The organism is Sphingobacterium zeae, assembly GCF_030818895.1.
Lineage (GTDB): Bacteria > Bacteroidota > Bacteroidia > Sphingobacteriales > Sphingobacteriaceae > Sphingobacterium > Sphingobacterium zeae.
In genome coordinates this window covers 2,911,629-2,928,980 of record NZ_JAUTBA010000001.1, presented here as the reverse complement: position 1 = coordinate 2,928,980, position 17,352 = coordinate 2,911,629, and the positions used below count along the sequence as shown (strand labels likewise).

Genomic DNA, 17,352 nt, shown 5'->3' with positions numbered 1-17,352 from the left:
ATCTGCAGTCATTGTAAATTAACAGCTAATTATCGACAGAAATAGTTTCTTTGTATCCTCTTCTTTTTTAATTATATTTAACCGATAGATTTTACTTGTATAATTATTAAATTTCCAGCTAGTGAATCATATGACCTACTTATTATAATTTACTAATTTGCCATATTATGAATAAACGTTTTGAAGACGCTATCGACAGGCTTTTAATTTCCTCAAGAGGCGAAATAAATTCGCGTGTAAGCGTAGTTCAAGCCAACGTATCTCTTTTAGATACATCAACGACGTGCCATTGTTATTGCTTAAAAGTTGACGCCAACAATAATCTAAGAGTAAATGATTTAGTAGATTTTATAGATGAAAAGATCCTAGACTACGCAATTCCTAAAAAAGAGATTGATGATGCAAAGGAATATTTTAAATGTACTGGATCAACAAGTAAAATAATGAGACTTCGAAAAAAGGCAGAAGGATTATTTACTAATTTGGAGAGAACTGGTGAGGGTGGAGAAATTCTACTATATATATTGGTTCAAGAATTTTTAAAAATTCCACAATTAATAAGCAAAATGTCACTTAAAACTTCTGGGCAACTTCATTATCAAGGCGCGGATGGTATTCATGTTAAATATGACAATAAAACATCAACGCTAAATTTATATTGGGGAGAGTCTAAAATGTATAGCAACATGAATGATGCTATGAGCCAATGTATGAAAAGTCTAAAATCTTATCTTCTGGATCCCCTTTCAGCAAATTCAGTACAAGAAAGAGATCTACAACTTATAACAGCTAACATAACGCAAAATGTTAATGACCCAGAACTTGAAAATGCTTTAGTGAGGTATTTTGATAAAGATGACGACATGTCAAACCAGATCGTTTACAAGGGATTATGTTTTATTGGTTTTGATATCAGTAATTATCCAATACCAGGAGTAATAAAATCAACCGAAACCATTATAGAAGAACTGCAAAAAGATATCGAAAATTGGCATAAAACGCTAATAAATAAGATAAAAGAGCATGACAATTTAAAATTAAAAGAAATCCTTGTTTTCTTACTTCCATTTCCTTCTGTAGCAGAGTTTAGAAAAATTTATTTAAATACAATAAAGTAATGTTGGCTGATAAACTATTCAATCTTACAAGCTTCCAAAGACAATACGATACAATTCTAATTCTAAGTGTAAGCACTACAATCAATGACTTGACCTGGTCAACTCCCCGTGAAGAATTATTACTACAAATTGATTGGAATAATGTTATCGGAATTGCCAGTGCGCTTAGTTATTCCGATATCAATGACCATTTAGATGCCGCTTTAAGAATTTCTCAATCTGCGATAAGTGAAAGTACTACCACTCCAACACAAAAGCAAGCAGCAGCAGTTATATTACAAAGTCTAACGAATAGACCAGCTATTAAATTAGCAATAGAAAGAGAATTCCTTTCTCCCGACTTTGAAAATCACTTGCCATTACCATTTAAATTACAAAATATCAAGACTGAATTTGAACATTCAGTAAACATTGGAAACAATCTTGTTTCTTTAAATAAGTTTCAAAGTAGAGTGTACAATGGCCATTTAGAAAATGATGCAATTAGTATATCTGCGCCAACATCAGCCGGTAAATCATTTATCCTTTGTAATATAATTGCAGAAGAATTACTAAAGGGGCAAATAAACGTAGTATACATTGTTCCTACAAGGGCGCTGATCGCGCAGGTGGAAGACGATTTGATATCATTGTTTGCAAGATTTGATCTTCAGAATATAAACTTATCTACTGTTCCACAGTATGATGCTATAAATACTGAATCGAACGTATTTATATTCACACAAGAACGTCTACACTGGTTCATGATAGAACATTCAGATCTACCACTTCATATGATAATAGTTGACGAAGCGCATAAAATTGAAGATTCTTACAGAGGAATTCTTTTACAACAAAAAATTGAAGAGGTAATAATCAGAAATCCAGCTATAAAAGTTTATTTTTCAAGTCCCTTTACAGAAAACCCTGAAATTCTTTTAGAAGACCTTCCCTCTTCAAAAGTATCTGCACCAATTAATACGCAGTTTATATCTGTGAATCAAAATCTTCTTTTTTGTACCCAGGTACCCATGAAGTCTAACCAATGGGAATTAAAGCTTTCATTTTCTAATAAACAGTTCCGTCTTGGCACAATCCAATTACCTGATCGGCCGACAACAGAAATGAAAAAAATGGCTTTTATTTCGATCGCCTTCTCTGCTAATGAAGGGGGAAATATTATATATGCTAACGGAGCTGCTGAAGCGGAAGAAATTGCCCTGATTCTATTTGATAGTTTAGAAGAAAACCAACCAATACTATCTAATAACAAACTTTTAATTGATCTAGTCAAAAAAACTGTCCATAATGATTATAGATTAGCAAAGGTCTTGGAACGTCGAATTGCATTTCATTATGGAAACATGCCATTAATAATCAGACAAGAAATTGAGAAACTTTTTAAAACAGGGGAAATTAAATATTTAATATGTACGTCAACACTTTTAGAAGGTGTAAACTTACCTGCAAAGTCTATATTTATCAGAAAACCAAATCGAGGGAGAAATAAACCGCTTTCCCATAATGATTTTTGGAATTTAGCAGGTCGCGCGGGACGTTGGGGAAAGGAATTCAGCGGTAATATCATTTGCATAGAACCTCTTAATTGGCCAAATCCGCCAACACCTGAAAAAAAGAAACAAAAAATTGTTCGTGCATTGGATGTTGTCGAACAGAATATAGATGAATTAATTCAATACATAGATGAAGGGACACCTCGGGAACTAGCAGAATCAAGACAAGATCTTGAATTTGCATTTGGTTATTTTTATGGCAAGTTCATTACGCAACGTTTACCCGAGGAACGAACAATAACTAAGCAGCTCTCGAGACTTTTTGATGGCATTCAAAAAAATATTGACTTACCGAATGAAATTATTTTACACAATCCGGGCATCTCCCCCATTGCGCAGCAAAATCTACTAAATTACTTTAAATCGAAATCAAACGTAATTGAAGAACTTGTTCCTGTATATCCAGAGGATGCTAATGCATTTGACGAATACACAAAATTAGTGGCGAGAATTGGAAAAACCATATCTAATTATCAATATCAATTAAACAGTCCCCGTGCTATTTTACTCATTAACTGGATGGCAGGCAAACCTTTGTCATATATAATAAGAGCAACGTACAATTCTTATCAAAAAAAGGAAAAATATGCAACAAAAAAAACAATACATGTAGTTATTCGGGAGGTAATGGATAACGTAGAAACTTTTGCCAGGTTCCGATTTGCCAAGGATTCTAGCTGTTATATAGATATATTGAGATATTTTTTAAAAGAAATAAAAAGAGATGATCTAGTAGAACAAATTCCTCAATTGAACCTATGGTTAGAGTTCGGCGTTTCGCAGAAAACCCATCTATCTCTCCTATCCTTGGGCCTAACCAGAAATACAGTAGTTGAACTTACAAAATATATTACAGATACAAATATGAACAGGGAAGAATCCCTACTCTGGATCAGAAAACAGAATATAGATCAATTAGATCTGTCTCCAATAATTAAAAATGATATTTTAAGTAAGATTTAACTAAATCAAACTTTAATATTTAATAACAATGACCACCTAAATGATGGTAAAGGAAAAATCTGGAATAAAAAGCGTTAACAAAAAAAACGTCAATATATTAGACAACCATTTTAATAATAATAGAATGAAAGGCACACTGATTAATCTAAAAGATTATTCCCAAGGGCGCATTGATACAAAGGAAATTTCAAAAATACTTAATTCAAAAATACCTATTGAAGACTGCTTTAGCTTAACACCAACTGAACTTGCATACAAAGCTTTACAGCATTTTAATTTCAGAAAACTTGAAAACAATAAGGACTCAATTACCAAATATTGTCAAAAAATTCTATTTGAAACAAAGTTTTTAAGGAGTTCCAATAATGCTATTGTTCATTTTCTATTGATTTTTATGGATATTGGCAAGGAAATACTGAATATTAAAAATATTCTAGAACAACAGGCACGTAAACATCTTTCCAAAGTTGAAGAAATTCTTGCCTTTTACAAAACGCAACCATTTATAATAAAATATATAGCTGATCCTGTCAAACCGGGCAACAATCATGAAAGGATGCAGTTGGAATTTTACAAAAGAGCCAATGCTAAAAAGGAGGAGATTGTAGAATATATTTTACGTGGTTTACTATATAGAGCCAAAGAAAAATCTGTAAAAAATAGATCTTCAAGGCTAGAAAGCATTAGCAAAATATTTGAGCAAGTAGATTTTCATGAAGATTTCCCCTATACAGAATTACTTAGTCATACAAACAAGGTAGTTTACGATTTAAATCTTGAAAGGATTGATTATAGACTAATTAATCCACTTAGAAACAAAGTAGCCTATATCGATCCAAAGCACTTTAATTCTCATAATTATACACAAACTATAAATATTGGCTTTGAAAAAAAAATTAAGCCGGGGCATTTCTTTGAGCGGTTGTTGCAATGTTTGAAAGGACTACCTCTTATTGAAGAACGTAAAGAAATTTTTAAAGAAATGCAATATCTCCTCAAGCAGAAAAAATGGTATTCTCTTTATGCACTAGCATTACCACAGGTTGAAGGGATTTTCACAGAAATGCTCCTAATAACTGACAATAAAAAATCGAAAAATTCATTAACTGACAAAGCCAAAATAATAAGAACTTATTACGAGAATAGCGATTATACCATGGATTATTATGAGTTTAATTTAGCAAATCTTAGAAATAGTTTCTCCCACACAGGTAAAATAGAAAATCCGAAGGAGAAATGCTACCATCTATTGATAGACATCGAATATTTACTGAATATCTGTATTGATATGGATACACCAATAAGTAAACTCTCCAAATTAATCAGACAAGGTTATCATCAAATAAAAAATATCGGCAATTTTGCGGCCATTCTAAATCTTCTTGAAGAAATTGAAAATAACAAAAAACTAGCTTCTGTTAAAGTGATGTACGAAGATTTCATGTACAAGGAAGTTCTTACTAACATTGATCTAATTAGCATGCTAAAAAAACTTGAGAAAGATTTTGTTAACTTCGCACAAGAGTTTAATATAAGCTTAAATATGCTGCTACATGATCCCCCATTAGATTTCTTTAGCAGACCAATTAAAGATATAAAACCGCAAACAAAATTAATTGAAGCAAAAATGAATCAAATTGGGCTTCTTATTAAAGATCGCTATAAGCTTTTAGTTAATACCAAAGAATTTCTTTTCAAATTTCCTAAATATTTTCCTAATGCCCCAGCGACTATTCTCAAGACTATCGACAATTTAAAAAGAAAGGAAGATGATAAATTAAGAAAAATTCATTTCTTGAATGAGCATATCAACTTTAACATCGACGATCATTTCTTCATTTATGAAAAAGAAATGGAACATTCTATTAGATAGATAATAACAATTCGATATAGAAATTTTAAGGCACTCAAATTTACAAAGAATACCTCAAACGTTCTTTAAAATGGAAAAATTTAGCTTTCAATTTCTATGCACCAACTTATTATTCTATGCACCAACTTATTATTATGTATTAATATTATATTTACCATAACGTTATCGATATTCAATTCATTGTCCTCAAATTCCTTTATTTTATCACTATTGTTCAAATTGAAAAAATCCGACTAAGGTTTCTCACCGCTACAACAAAGCAACTTGTTAAAGGCCATCTTTTTTGTTGAGGACAAAATTCCGGTCGTATCCTCTCCCATCTTTGACGGTGGGTTGTCTTTTCCAATACAAGCACCCACTAGTTTTGGGTGTCCAAAATCAAATACTGTTCCTCAAACGGAAAACTTCTTTACTCTTGGAATCAAAGTATTATCGGCTTCAGTTATGAAATTTACATTAATTTGCGTTCACGATCCTAAATTGAAGATCCTCTGCACCGTTAAGGTTAAAATACGCATGATTGAACAGATTAATTACTCTTTGTTTATCCGTTGTTACCTTACAAACAAAAGATAATCCATAATTATCCTCAAGTATATAGATTACCTCCATTTTCACTGGTTCGGGATACCCCGCCTCTTTATCAGAGATAGATGTGTGCGTAGTTTTTTTATCGGTACTACCAAATACATCCCAGACATTATTACTGACTTCAAATTTACCACCATGAAGCGAATTCTCTCTAGTATTTTTCTAAGATATAAGATCAACGTTCAAATCAAAAGATGTTTCACTGTTATCATTTACATCGAAAATTCTAAGGAAAAGGAACTGGCCGTTAAGCAGAAAAGATATGAAATAGATTGTTAATGATCAGAATATATCGATGCTATTCACTTATAACGTTCCGATATGCCCTCCTTAAAAGAAATTTTATATTATGTTGAGGAAACCTATCTATTATATATAAATCAAATCGCAATAACAATGATTTGAAAAAAGCTGTAAAAGAGCTTTTTTCAACAATTGGTTGTACAATCATATCATTTATTATATCTTCAATATCTTCTATCACAATCTCTGGGTGTCGATTATTCTTCAAATATCGGTTAAGAACTCTAAATAATTTTGAATAAATTTCATCAATGATCTTTTTTCTTCCGTTCAAATAAAGCTCATCTCTGTTAAGGTCATATATTTCAATACTTATACCTCCCCGATCGGTAAGATCCAAAATTTTACCAACAGGTGAATACACCAAATGTTGTTGCGGGTCATCAATCTCAGGATTTAATAACATCCCACTTTCAACCTTAAGAGGCTCATTCAAGATATAGTTATGCCTTTCGCAAATTTCTCCATTTTTGAATGTTGGAGTAATAACTCGATTGGGTACAAATCTAATCGGAAAATGATTTCCTTTGCGACTATTACAATTCGAACAAGCTAACAATAAATTCGACCATTCATATGCTAACCAATAATAACCCGTATGACTAGTATCTTCCGCTAACTTATCCTTTGGACGGAAATGTTCAACCTGCAGAGGGCTTCCCTGAGGAATCAACTCACAGTATGCACATTTTCCATCATAGATTTTATTAAGACTTTCAAGTATAGAAGGCGACGAATACAATGCTGTTGATTGATTAGACCAACTACGATTACGATTGAGTATTCCTAATGCTTTTCGATAAGGAGCCCCGAATGCACCCAAACTCTTTGGTCGAATCAAAAAATTCTTATTCACTTTTCTCATTTCCGAAGCGGAGATTTTAATTCATTGAGAAAAATTTCGTCATCGATATCAGATACTTTAAATTTCTCTTTATTTTTTTTAAATTCGTTTGCATCGTTAATATCATCCTGTGTCATAATATCCACATCATTAACATTAGCAACCGAGCTAATACTCTCCATGCCAAATAATTCAGATGTATAAATTTACATTAGGAAGCATATTAGGTAAATTCTCTTCGAACCAACTAAGGCGTTCTAATTGGACTCCAAAAGCTAAACTCCTATTTACTTTTAAAAATACACTATCTTTTGGTGCACCAAGTAAAGGAATTGCGCTATGAGTTGAAGCGATAAATTGAACATCTGGAAATACATCTGAAAGCAATGTAGGCAATGCTTTTTGCCATTTCGGATGGAGATGAATGTCAATTTCGTCAATAATTACAATACCCTTTATATCTCGAGTATCATCAATAGGTTTATTAATCATAAATCTACAAAGAATATCACCCACCATAGCTAAAACGGCCTTCATACCAGTTGCTAATTCATTAAATGATACAGGAAGAAAGTTGTCTCCCTCTTCTGTACATTCCTTATATTTAACTTCTAAAATATCCCTGCTAGTATCTATAAATATATCGGAAAGCTGTGGTACAACTTTCTTCAATGCAATCACAATTGACTCAAATTTTCTTTTTAATTCTGGTCTATCATAAGTATCAATTAAAAAACGTTCAACATTGAGAAGTTCAGTTTTCTCACCAAAAATACTATCTAGAACATTTTCCTCACTAGGATTTTTATAATTGTCCGACATCTGAGTTCTATTTGCGCCATATACCGCTAGACTTGTATAAGGTTTATACATATCATTTTGCCAAATAAATTGGTTAATATCGTAATAATCTTTATCATCAACACTTTTTCGATACCGAACTGTGGAAGGTGACAGCACATCAATTTTAAATCGTGCCTCATCATCAGCTTTCTGTCTTCCTACTAACCCAACAGCTATTGCTTTTAAAATTGAAGTTTTCCCATAGCCATTTTCTCCAGTGAGAAATATCCACCGAGTAGAAGCGTCAATTTCTGATAAAGAGATATGTCTAATACCTTCAAAATTCTGAAGTTCAAATCCCACTATTGCTGATTTGAATTTAGTTTTAATTAGTTTATTTCTATTAAGGACAAAAATCTTCTTCCATATGAGCAATTGGTGATATATATGATTATTATACTCCTGATCATCTACAAAGGATACATTTTCAATTAAATCCTTCTCCCAAATAGATCTATAAAGCGAAGTGAATTCAGATGTAGGACTCTGCAATTTGTAAAGTCTTTTATAAAAATTTTCAAAATCTTTACCAATTTTGGAAACAAAATAATCACCATTTAATACAAAAGTGCTCTGAAAAAAATCTTTTACTAATTCTCTTAATTCATCTTGTAAAGTAGAAACGATTGAGCTTCTTTTCTGTATAAGTAAATCACGATTTAAAGAGTACACGTCGATTGTATAACGCCCTTTTTCTGTACGTCCTACAGCATTTCCATTTGAGTCAAATGAGATGTGATTTTCAGGAGAATCAACTTCAGGATGAAGTAGCAAGGGTTGTTCATTTTTGAAAATTGGCATATTAGCAATCAAAGAATTGTCAACAAATTGAATTTGTGCCATATTTATCTCTTTGCCTTTAATCAAAAACTTATCTGTTCGATTTCTGCTGCAGTTATAACATACGGGGAGCATGTTACTCCACTCTAAAGACAACCATGAATATTTCGTCTTTGGTCGATAGTGTTCTATGGTTAGATCAGTTTTTTGCTCACAATATGCACATTTATGATTATACAGTTGAGATAATGCCTTTTTCACGTCTGGCTTAGAGTATTTCTTAACAATGGAATTAGGAAAATCTTTGAGTTTCATAGTAGGATTTGTTTCTATAAATACCGAAAGGTCTTTATAAAAAATATTCAACTCTTTTATGTTAAGAGAAACAGGTCTATCGTAAAAATTTTTAAAAACACTAATCATACAGTAAATTTAATTATTTTCTGCTATTAGAGGAGTATTTGTTTGTCTAATCCCCAATATCTTTTAAAAGTTCACGTTAAATATAAAATGGCAACTCGTTTTTCCTTAATGCCTAATCTATGCTTAGATGGAGAATTCGGGAATTGAGACTATTCGAATCCAAGGCGAATTGACCACTTTGACCACAACCATGAAAACAAAAAAAAATTGATTTGAGGCTTATCATTTTAACATTCAAATAGTCAATATTACCCGAATTAAATCGTTACCGATTTTCTAAACTGAATGATTAATAATGCCGAAATCTCCAAATAGTGCGGTTTTAATAATGTTGAAAAAATGAATTAATTGACACAAAAATACATTTAACCGCGGATCGTTGGATAGATTAACATCTAGAAGATGTTAATTTAATATTGCTTCCATTTCACAAAAAAAAGATAAAGGGGCAGGTCAAACATTCTTTGGATGCATTCCAAAAGCATTTTCTACTGGTAATGAAGAGCAAAGAAAGGATGCACCCAGGAATGTTGCTGAAGTTTTTCCGCAAGAGATCAATATTTAATCCACTAGAATTGGCGGCTTTATTAATGCCATAGGTATTATTTCATTTAAGCAAAATACACCTTATGATGCATTAAGTAATGCGGAATTATTTAAATCGGTCAAAACTATTGAGAGACCATTTTCAAGCAATGATTTTGACGTTGCAATTAAATTTTAGCACTTTGGAAAAAAGGTATAGAAACTAATACTGAGGGATTTGAAAACTATGACATTTCGCCATGAAGATTAAACAGACACATGATTTTACTAAGCAGGCTACTATATCTGGAAGATAACCCGCAGGATTAAAACAAACCTGAAGTGTTTAGTATCTGCCTCAGGTAGTCGAAACCCACACCTATATATTATCATGTAATAATCATCTATCAAAACGAAAAAATACTTTACAGCCTTGAATATAAAAATCTGTCTCCAAGCCGTGACTTTAGAGAAATGGTTGAAAAAGGAAATCGAAAGTTTGATGATAAAGTTAGACACACCTGATACAAGACCTAAATAGATAAAATCGAATCTTAAGTGGTTTGATGAAAAATATAAAATCAATTTAATAGGGTTTTCTGTCAAATCATTTTTTGTAAAAGCTGAGGAGATACTCATTCCCCATCTTAAAAACAAAGGTTTATCCATACCAATAATTAATCTATATGGCATCGAATAAAAGGTATTGAACCACTGAAATAAATAAGCAATATAATCCTATGTCAACTAAAGCCGAAATAAAAGGTTAAAGAACTTATTACATTATTCACTTCATTATATCTTAAAACCAGAACAATAATAATAGAGTTAACCTTTTCGGGTCCAATATAGAAAAAAAGAACCCCCTTCATTTTTATTAGGAGTTCCATAGGAAAATGAAATTCGGGCAATAAAGAGTCAATGAAAGCCAAACTAGATTAGGTTTTCATCCTTCAAATTATAATCGTTAAAATAATTTGAATTTCTTACATTTATGTAAAAAATATGAAATACCAACATAAAACACTCGCAAACACCAAAGTATTGATCAAGTTGTTGCCTGAAACAGCTCAAGAAGCCAATATGCTGTCAAATTTAAATATGGCAAATTCTGATGATGAATTTACCCTTCAATATTATTATCAACAAGGTTTGAGCATTTATAACGTATCTGCTGTCTTACTTAAGCTCGATTTTTCGGAATTTCCCACATTGGGTTTATGCACGTTTGAGGTTGCTATAGGGTTAGGCTAACTTTATACTTAAGATAATCATATTTTAATCCATCATAGCTTTCTACCTCTCTAAAAATATCTGACTTTCTTAGCCCCCTATCCATCAAAGCCTTCTCTAAAGCTATCTTCAAAGTTTTTTGGATAGTCACCTCTCCTACTTTTTTTTCATTAACTTCTCCTGCCAATTTATAAAACCCCTCATTTTCTATAAGATTTTTGATATCCGTATTAACAACGTTTAAAATTATTTCTCGCAGTTCTGCATTACTATTTACTGGTAAGTAGATCTTTTTCAAAATATGATTTAAGCTATGCACTGCAGTGATAAATGGTTCTTGCTTCTTACTTTGACTAGAGAAATCCTTGATTAATTCATCTATATGGAAATTAAAGGAATATGTTTGTGAAACTTCAGGAAATTGAGATACTGTCTTTTTTAGATCAGCGAGTACTTTAGTATTTATAAACGTTTTAAAATAATTATATACTATCTGTTGTAAATAATTACTGTATCTGACTTTTAATTTATCATTTCTTATAGAGAATGAAAATGTCAGAAGGTTAAGCATATTATTATAGATTAAGTCATTTATGATTCCATAAAAACATTTAGGAAATTCAGGACGATCCATTTCTCTCTCAAATTCACTTACAGGTCTTGCACCATTATATCTGAAATCCATGTCAAAAGGCCTCAACCTCTTTTGTAATTCATTAAATCGCCAAATAATTGCATTTCGGTCTTGGTAATTAGTGATTAATGCAGCATTAGCAATATCTTTAAGACTGGAATCATATTTTCGCAATTTAACAATACGTTTTAAAGCGTTATAATCATTTTCTCCCTTAGAAAGGGAGCCAAATGCTCTCAATACTTCTTCTTTTTCAAAAATTTGGATCTTCTGATTCTCTATAAGCATTAGAAGTACTGGATTGAGTAGATGTAGTTTAAAATGTATAGCTACCTCTGCTAAGGTATGAGAGCTCAATGCTAGCATATCATCTGTTCTTTTAATACAGAAATTATAAATGATTCCTTCATCCTCCGTGGTTATAGGGGCAATTAGTCTGATTATATTTTGTAGTACATCCTTTTGTTGATATTCAGAAACATCGATTCTTGGAAGTGTTTTAAGCAGCTTATCTCTATGTTGCATTATCAGACCTGTTTCACCAATAAGATATGCTGCATTAAAATACAGTTCAATTTGGAACCAGGTTTCTTGATTTAAACTAAAAGTGATTCGGTTTTTACTAACTTCATCAATAATTATCCTGAAATTATCCGGATTATAGTTTTCAAGAATCATAACTAAAACATGCTTTACATACTTTAAATCGCTCTCTATAAGTTGACGCTCAAGTTCCTCAAAGTTATGAACTAAAAATGGGATCAATTCTGGGGAGTAATAATCTTCATAGTCCAAATAGAATCGTCGAAATTCTTCTAATTTGCTTTTTTGTATTATTGATTTGGATGATTTGAGAACTTTGGGAGTTTTAACAGGATAATTCTTGTTAATATAAATATAAATAGGATTCTTCTTATCATTTTCAAGCTCCAGTTTACTTAAGCTAATCATCCTTTCCATTCTCCAACTACTTCTATGATCCTCCAAGAATTTTTCTATCATCTTAAAATTCTTAAGGTCTAAGTGCTTAGCCAGTAATCTAATTATTTCATCATTAGAGTTTAAAAACGTCTCCAGTGAGATAATCCTTTCGAGGAATTCGGGGCGCTTTCGTACAAGATAAACCAACGACTCTTTACAAATTTTAGGAAGATTATAGATATAAGGTTCGTTTTCAAATTTTCTTAATAAAAACGCTTCAATTGTGTCGTCTAATTTTTTTGAATTAATTACCTCTATTGTTTCAAATAGGTTATAAAATCCACCACTATATCTGAATAGATGTATCCGCCCGACCAAGTGCATATTTTATGAACGTTTTATAATTCCGAGGTTTGCTTAATGAGTTCAAAGGAAAAAAGAGATCAGATGCTGTCGATGATAGCAGATTGGCAGCAGAGCGGTATGAGCAAGAAGCAGTACTGTGATTCAAGGGGGATCAATGTATCCGGCCTATGAACTACAGGTCTGCTGATTTTTTGAAGTTCTGAGGATATAGATCCTTTAAGTTTTTATGGTTTATTGACATGATGTTTTCCAAGGTATGCTTTAACCACTGGAAAGGGTTCACCTCATGCTTTTTACAGCTAGCAAAGAATGAGTAGATCATCGCCGCACGCTGTGCTGCTTCATGGCTTCCTGCGAAGAGGTAGTTTTTTCGTCCCAGTGCAACGGGGCGAATGGCATTCTCGATAAGATTATTGTCTATGTGCAGATTTCCATCATACAGGTATGCTGATAGCGCATCCCATCTAGCGTATGCATACGCCATAGCTTTACCGATCTGACTTTTAGGCAATGTGCTTTTTATCTCTTCAAAGATCCATTTGCCCAGCTCGTTAATAATAGGTAAGGATTCGGTCAATCGAAGTTCTTTGATCTGCTCTGCGCTTAGATTTTCGTGTTTGGCTTTCCGCTCAATGGCATAAAGCTTCTGGATCATTAGCAATGCCTTTTCAGCTCTTGCTTTATCATTATCCAATGCTTTTTCAAACTCACGGCGTGCGTGCGCCCAACAGGCCAAGTGCGTCACTTCCTTCTTTTTGCCATACTTTTCGTATACAGTATAGCCATCGGTCTGGAGATAACCCTTAAAGTTTCCAAGCATAGGCACAGCGGCAATGCCACCACGGGTAGGGCTATAATCAAACAGCACGGTTCCCTCCAATGGAGCGTGGTACACCCAATAATAGCCTTGATGGGCAGCGCCTTTTTTATCGCTGTCCAATACTTTTATTGGGGTTTCATCAACCTGTAAATAACCCTGTGATTTGGTCTGGAAGACGAGTTGTTCATAGAGTGGTTCCAGTTTCTCCAAGGCTTGTCTGGCCCATCCTTCGATTGTTGAGGAAGCTATCTGTATATTTTCTCTGGCAAAGATCTGTTTCTGTCGGTATAGCGGGAGATGATCTTGATATTTACCGGTAAGGATCATCGCAAGCAGGCTCGGCCCAGGGATTCCTTTGTCGATTACACGCTCGGGAAGCTCGGCAATGGCCACGGCAGATTTATCTTTGGCAGCATATTTATAACGGATGTAACGTTTGATATAGAACCTTGCAGGTTCGCATTCCAATTCTTCCGTAATTTCTTTACCGATATAAACCATTTGGGATAGATCACCTTCGGGATGGATTTCAACCTCTTCTACAGGGAGGTGGGCAGGTAATTTAGCACGTCCTTTATGATTAGGTCGTTTACGTACATACTCGATCTTTTCTTTGATTTCCTCCTGTTGCTGTATAACTTCGGCCGGCGCTGCTTCAAAGGGAAGCATGGTCTGATTTGGATCGCCTTCGAATCGCTCACGCTTCTGCCCGAACTGCATACGCTTGTACATAGCGAGTTGGGACTCTAGGTAATCTATCTTTTCATCTCTTTCAACAAGGGCTTGGTCACGACTGGAAATGACCTTGATAAGGTCTTCTTTTGAGAGATTTTCCAGTGCTGTTTCCATACCCTAAAGATACGGAATTACCCGCGCTCATGCAATTAAATGCCGCTTTTAAGGCAAAGTAAAACGTCTTTTTTGAATACTTTTTACGACCTGTATCCCCTCAATCATCAGCACCAGATCACTCCATGACAACTCTCCGTTTTTTATACTGGGCGGTACGAAAGTACCGCTCTCCAGCCGTTTGTAATACAGCACAAAGCCACCCTTCTCCCAATGTAACAGCTTCACGTGCGTACGGCTACGGTTTAGGAACACAAAAACCTCCCCACTGGTAGCTTGCCGCTGCATTCCTGAACTGATCAGTCCACAAAGTCCATCAAAAGACTTCCTCATATCGCAAAAACCATCATAAAGATAAAACCTATGCGATGAGCCTAGCGCAAACATCAGTACAGACGGATCAATTGAGAGAGAAGTCCAAGATCATTTTCTACCTTTATACGTACACCATTGGGATAAATTACCTCAACTTCACTTTTTCTGCAGGCCTTGTCGATGGATATAAAACTCCCCGCAGACGAAACGTTTTCTTTACTGCGCGAATACCAATAATAAAAGGTGGCCTCATTTATCCCTTTTTCTGCGCAGTATCGTTTCTTGCTTATACCGCTTTGTTGCCAGTCTGCTATCAGGGCAAACATCTGTATTCTTTTTTCTTCTTTGCTCATTTAGCAAAGCTCCGCATTATACATCGCTCAGAAAATATGTACTTGGTAGGGCGGATACGGATCAATGAGGCGAAGTTTTATTATTGGTTTTCTCGGAGCAGGGAGCAAGATGGTGCTAGTGGAAGTTTCACACCGATTGACAGATCTGTGCGTAAGGAGATAGAGATCATCTATCCTAACGGGGTTGTTCTGAAAGTGGAAAGCGATCTGGGTCTTCTGTCCCAGCTGATCCGTCTTTACTAATATGTTTTCGCTTGGGTCTTCTCACAGATTCTATCTTTACGACGGCTACTGCGATATGCGAAAAAGTTTTGATGGACTTTGCGGACTGGTGCTTTCTGTGATGCAACGCCAGCCTACCAACGGAGAGGTCTTTGTATTTCTAAACCGTAGCCGCACGCATATAAAACTATTACACTGGGAAAGTGGTGGTTTTGTACTTTACTACAAACGTCTGGAGCAGGGAACCTTTGGTGCATCTGAACTTAAGAAAGGTGAGCTGTCCTGGAGCGATCTGGTACTGATGGTAGAGGGTATACATGTTGTGAAGAGTATACAGAAAAAACGTTATTTGAGAGCCCTACAAAATGACCCGCAAAGAGCCAAAAAGGCTTTACTGATGATACAGGATCTTTATAAAGTTGAACGAAAAGCTAAGGAAGAAAAGTTATTGCCTGATAAGGTCAAGGAGCTACGGCTGAAAGAGTCGCTGCCGGTTATCAACGATATGGGTAAATGGATATTCGAAGAGATAAAAAATATACTCCCTAAAAGCCAGATCGGAAAGGCTATGGCCTATACCTATGCACGTTGGGATGCGCTTTCGGCTTATATGCATGATGGAAACCTACAGATAGACAACAATCTGGTGGAAAATGCTATCAGACCCGTAGCGCTCGGTCGCAAGAACTGGCTCTTCGCCGGCAGTCATGAAGCCGCCGGGCGTGCGGCAATGATATATTCTTTCTTCGCTATCTGCAAAAAGCATGAAGTAAATCCTTTTAAGTGGTTAAGGCATACTTTAATAAATATAGAATCGATAAACCATAAGGATATAAAAGACCTTTATCCCCAAAACTTCAAGAAATCAACTGACATGTAGTTCGTAGGGCGGATACGGCAATGCCATATTTTCCTATTACCTCAAGGGGATCACAATAGTCATACCACGGGCCAAAAACGTAAAACTGCCGTCCCTCTTTTTCTTCAATATGCATGCCTCCCCGCAATAGCTTTTTGGGTGGAAAAAAATTTTTGTTGTCTCTTAGCAGAAATAGTCGCATATGTATCCTACTATCTATGTCTTTTATAACACGAACGCTTACAATTCCTTTTTTGATCCAGCAGTCTAACACCCTCCTTTTCATATTAAAGAATATATTCAGCTCTGTCTCAGTATAGAAACTATCCTTATTCTTGAGTAATGATGCAGGTATGACGTGATCCGTCAGAGCTTTTTGGCATACAATGCATTTCAGGCCATATCTGTCATACCAGCCTTTTCCTTTTCCCATAGGTTGATTACAGATGCCGCAGTTACGTCCATCGCCATCGAGCTGAAATCCTTCCGGAAACTGCTTCAGTTTTAGTTCCCATTCCATCTCTGTTTCTAAGTTGTTCATTGTTATTTCGGAAAGAAGCTTTAAGAAGTTTTCGCACTCTTCCACTTCCATCTCAGAAACATTCCCACCCCTTTCTTTCTCAAGGATCTTCCGTATTTTTTCGCTATAATCATTCATATTTCTAAAATTTGTGTTTCAATACACTTGTAACTCACTTGGTCGCAAAATAATTTTTTGGTTGCATATTCATAGTTTGAATTCCACTTTCAACAGACAAAATAGCACCCGTCGATAAATTTCAAGGGAAAGTAGTCTATGAAAGCTAAATAGCTTCTGAAATTTTAAACATAAACATCAGCTATTAACCCTATAAATACAATTGACAAGATGATGCTTTTTAGAAAACTATCAAAAGATAAAAAAGTTAATAGTGTGTTTAACTGGAAACAAAGCATTAATTTTATTAAGATCTTAATAGATACA

14 protein-coding genes and 3 pseudogenes are annotated in these 17,352 nt (G+C 34.3%); 8 read left to right on the top strand and 9 right to left on the bottom strand.

The features are described 5' to 3' along the window. Positions 1-167: 167 nt before the first annotated feature. Genes QE382_RS12245 through QE382_RS12235 form a run of 3 tightly spaced genes read left to right on the top strand, consistent with a single transcriptional unit; the run spans position 168 to position 5,507 of the window. The gene (locus tag QE382_RS12245) at positions 168-1,118 is read left to right on the top strand and encodes a HamA C-terminal domain-containing protein (protein ID WP_307186134.1); all 951 of its coding nucleotides are present in this window, start codon (positions 168-170) and stop codon (positions 1,116-1,118) included. After that, positions 1,118-3,634 carry a DEAD/DEAH box helicase gene (locus QE382_RS12240; protein ID WP_307186133.1) on the top strand — a complete coding sequence of 839 codons (2,517 nt, stop codon included), beginning with the start codon at positions 1,118-1,120 and terminating at the stop codon, positions 3,632-3,634. Before QE382_RS12245 ends, QE382_RS12240 begins: the two co-directional genes overlap by 1 nt. A gap of 40 nt (positions 3,635-3,674) precedes the next feature. Then, on the top strand, positions 3,675-5,507 hold the full coding sequence (locus QE382_RS12235; protein ID WP_307186132.1) for a hypothetical protein: 1,833 nt from the start codon (positions 3,675-3,677) through the stop codon (positions 5,505-5,507). A 456-nt stretch (positions 5,508-5,963) separates the two neighbouring features. Here the strand turns inward: QE382_RS12235 and QE382_RS23555 are convergent. The 4 genes and pseudogenes from QE382_RS23555 to QE382_RS12220 all read right to left on the bottom strand — a co-directional run. Then, a pseudogene (locus tag QE382_RS23555) lies at positions 5,964-6,245 on the bottom strand (aldose epimerase family protein); the annotation flags it as partial. 151 nt (positions 6,246-6,396) lie between these two features. Then, positions 6,397-7,266 carry an HNH endonuclease gene (locus tag QE382_RS12230; protein ID WP_307186131.1) on the bottom strand — a complete coding sequence of 290 codons (870 nt, stop codon included), beginning with the start codon at positions 7,264-7,266 and terminating at the stop codon, positions 6,397-6,399. Then, positions 7,263-7,427 (bottom strand): hypothetical protein, encoded by a 165-nt coding sequence (locus QE382_RS12225; protein WP_307186130.1) that lies wholly within the window; start codon positions 7,425-7,427, stop codon positions 7,263-7,265. Before QE382_RS12225 ends, QE382_RS12230 begins: the two co-directional genes overlap by 4 nt. A gap of 10 nt (positions 7,428-7,437) precedes the next feature. After that, positions 7,438-9,291, bottom strand: a complete 1,854-nt coding sequence (locus QE382_RS12220) for an AAA family ATPase (RefSeq protein WP_307186129.1) — start codon at positions 9,289-9,291, stop codon at positions 7,438-7,440. 1,530 nt (positions 9,292-10,821) lie between these two features. On the opposite strand from QE382_RS12220, the gene QE382_RS12215 reads away from it, so the two are divergent. Continuing rightward, the gene (locus QE382_RS12215) at positions 10,822-11,070 is read left to right on the top strand and encodes a hypothetical protein (RefSeq protein WP_307186128.1); all 249 of its coding nucleotides are present in this window, start codon (positions 10,822-10,824) and stop codon (positions 11,068-11,070) included. On the opposite strand, the gene QE382_RS12210 is transcribed toward QE382_RS12215, so the two are convergent. Beyond that, on the bottom strand, positions 11,054-12,685 hold the full coding sequence (locus QE382_RS12210; protein WP_307186127.1) for a hypothetical protein: 1,632 nt from the start codon (positions 12,683-12,685) through the stop codon (positions 11,054-11,056). The two genes, QE382_RS12215 and QE382_RS12210, sit on opposite strands and share 17 nt — an antisense overlap. A gap of 339 nt (positions 12,686-13,024) precedes the next feature. On the opposite strand from QE382_RS12210, the gene tnpA (QE382_RS23635) reads away from it, so the two are divergent. Continuing rightward, positions 13,025-13,141 carry an IS66 family insertion sequence element accessory protein TnpA gene (gene tnpA / locus QE382_RS23635; protein WP_442475967.1) on the top strand — a complete coding sequence of 39 codons (117 nt, stop codon included), beginning with the start codon at positions 13,025-13,027 and terminating at the stop codon, positions 13,139-13,141. Between the two features lies 1 nt (position 13,142). Here the strand turns inward: tnpA (QE382_RS23635) and tnpC are convergent, their stop codons facing one another. Genes tnpC through tnpA (QE382_RS12195) form a run of 3 tightly spaced genes read right to left on the bottom strand, consistent with a single transcriptional unit; the run spans position 13,143 to position 15,307 of the window. Next, positions 13,143-14,639 carry an IS66 family transposase gene (gene tnpC, locus QE382_RS12205; RefSeq protein WP_307185126.1) on the bottom strand — a complete coding sequence of 499 codons (1,497 nt, stop codon included), beginning with the start codon at positions 14,637-14,639 and terminating at the stop codon, positions 13,143-13,145. A gap of 48 nt (positions 14,640-14,687) precedes the next feature. Then, positions 14,688-15,026: an IS66 family insertion sequence element accessory protein TnpB gene (tnpB, locus tag QE382_RS12200; protein WP_307185127.1), complete on the bottom strand. Its 339-nt coding sequence runs from the start codon at positions 15,024-15,026 to the stop codon at positions 14,688-14,690. Further along, positions 15,026-15,307: an IS66 family insertion sequence element accessory protein TnpA gene (gene tnpA, locus QE382_RS12195; RefSeq protein WP_307185128.1), complete on the bottom strand. Its 282-nt coding sequence runs from the start codon at positions 15,305-15,307 to the stop codon at positions 15,026-15,028. Before tnpA (QE382_RS12195) ends, tnpB (QE382_RS12200) begins: the two co-directional genes overlap by 1 nt. A 36-nt stretch (positions 15,308-15,343) precedes the next feature. Here tnpA (QE382_RS12195) and tnpA (QE382_RS12190) point away from each other — a divergent pair, with 36 nt between their 5' ends. From tnpA (QE382_RS12190) to QE382_RS12180, 3 genes and pseudogenes are all read left to right on the top strand, one after another. After that, a complete protein-coding gene (gene tnpA / locus QE382_RS12190) occupies positions 15,344-15,550 on the top strand; it encodes an IS66 family insertion sequence element accessory protein TnpA (RefSeq protein WP_307186126.1) in 207 nt (68 codons plus the stop codon). A gap of 1 nt (position 15,551) precedes the next feature. Further along, positions 15,552-15,842: pseudogene (gene tnpB / locus QE382_RS12185) on the top strand (IS66 family insertion sequence element accessory protein TnpB); the annotation flags it as partial. Positions 15,843-15,866: 24 nt separating this feature from the next. Continuing rightward, positions 15,867-16,409, top strand: a pseudogene (locus QE382_RS12180) (IS66 family transposase); the annotation flags it as partial. Here the strand turns inward: QE382_RS12180 and QE382_RS12175 are convergent. Continuing rightward, positions 16,387-17,046, bottom strand: a complete 660-nt coding sequence (locus tag QE382_RS12175; protein ID WP_307186125.1) for a hypothetical protein — start codon at positions 17,044-17,046, stop codon at positions 16,387-16,389. The pseudogene QE382_RS12180 and the gene QE382_RS12175 overlap by 23 nt on opposite strands. Positions 17,047-17,352 lie beyond the last annotated feature (306 nt).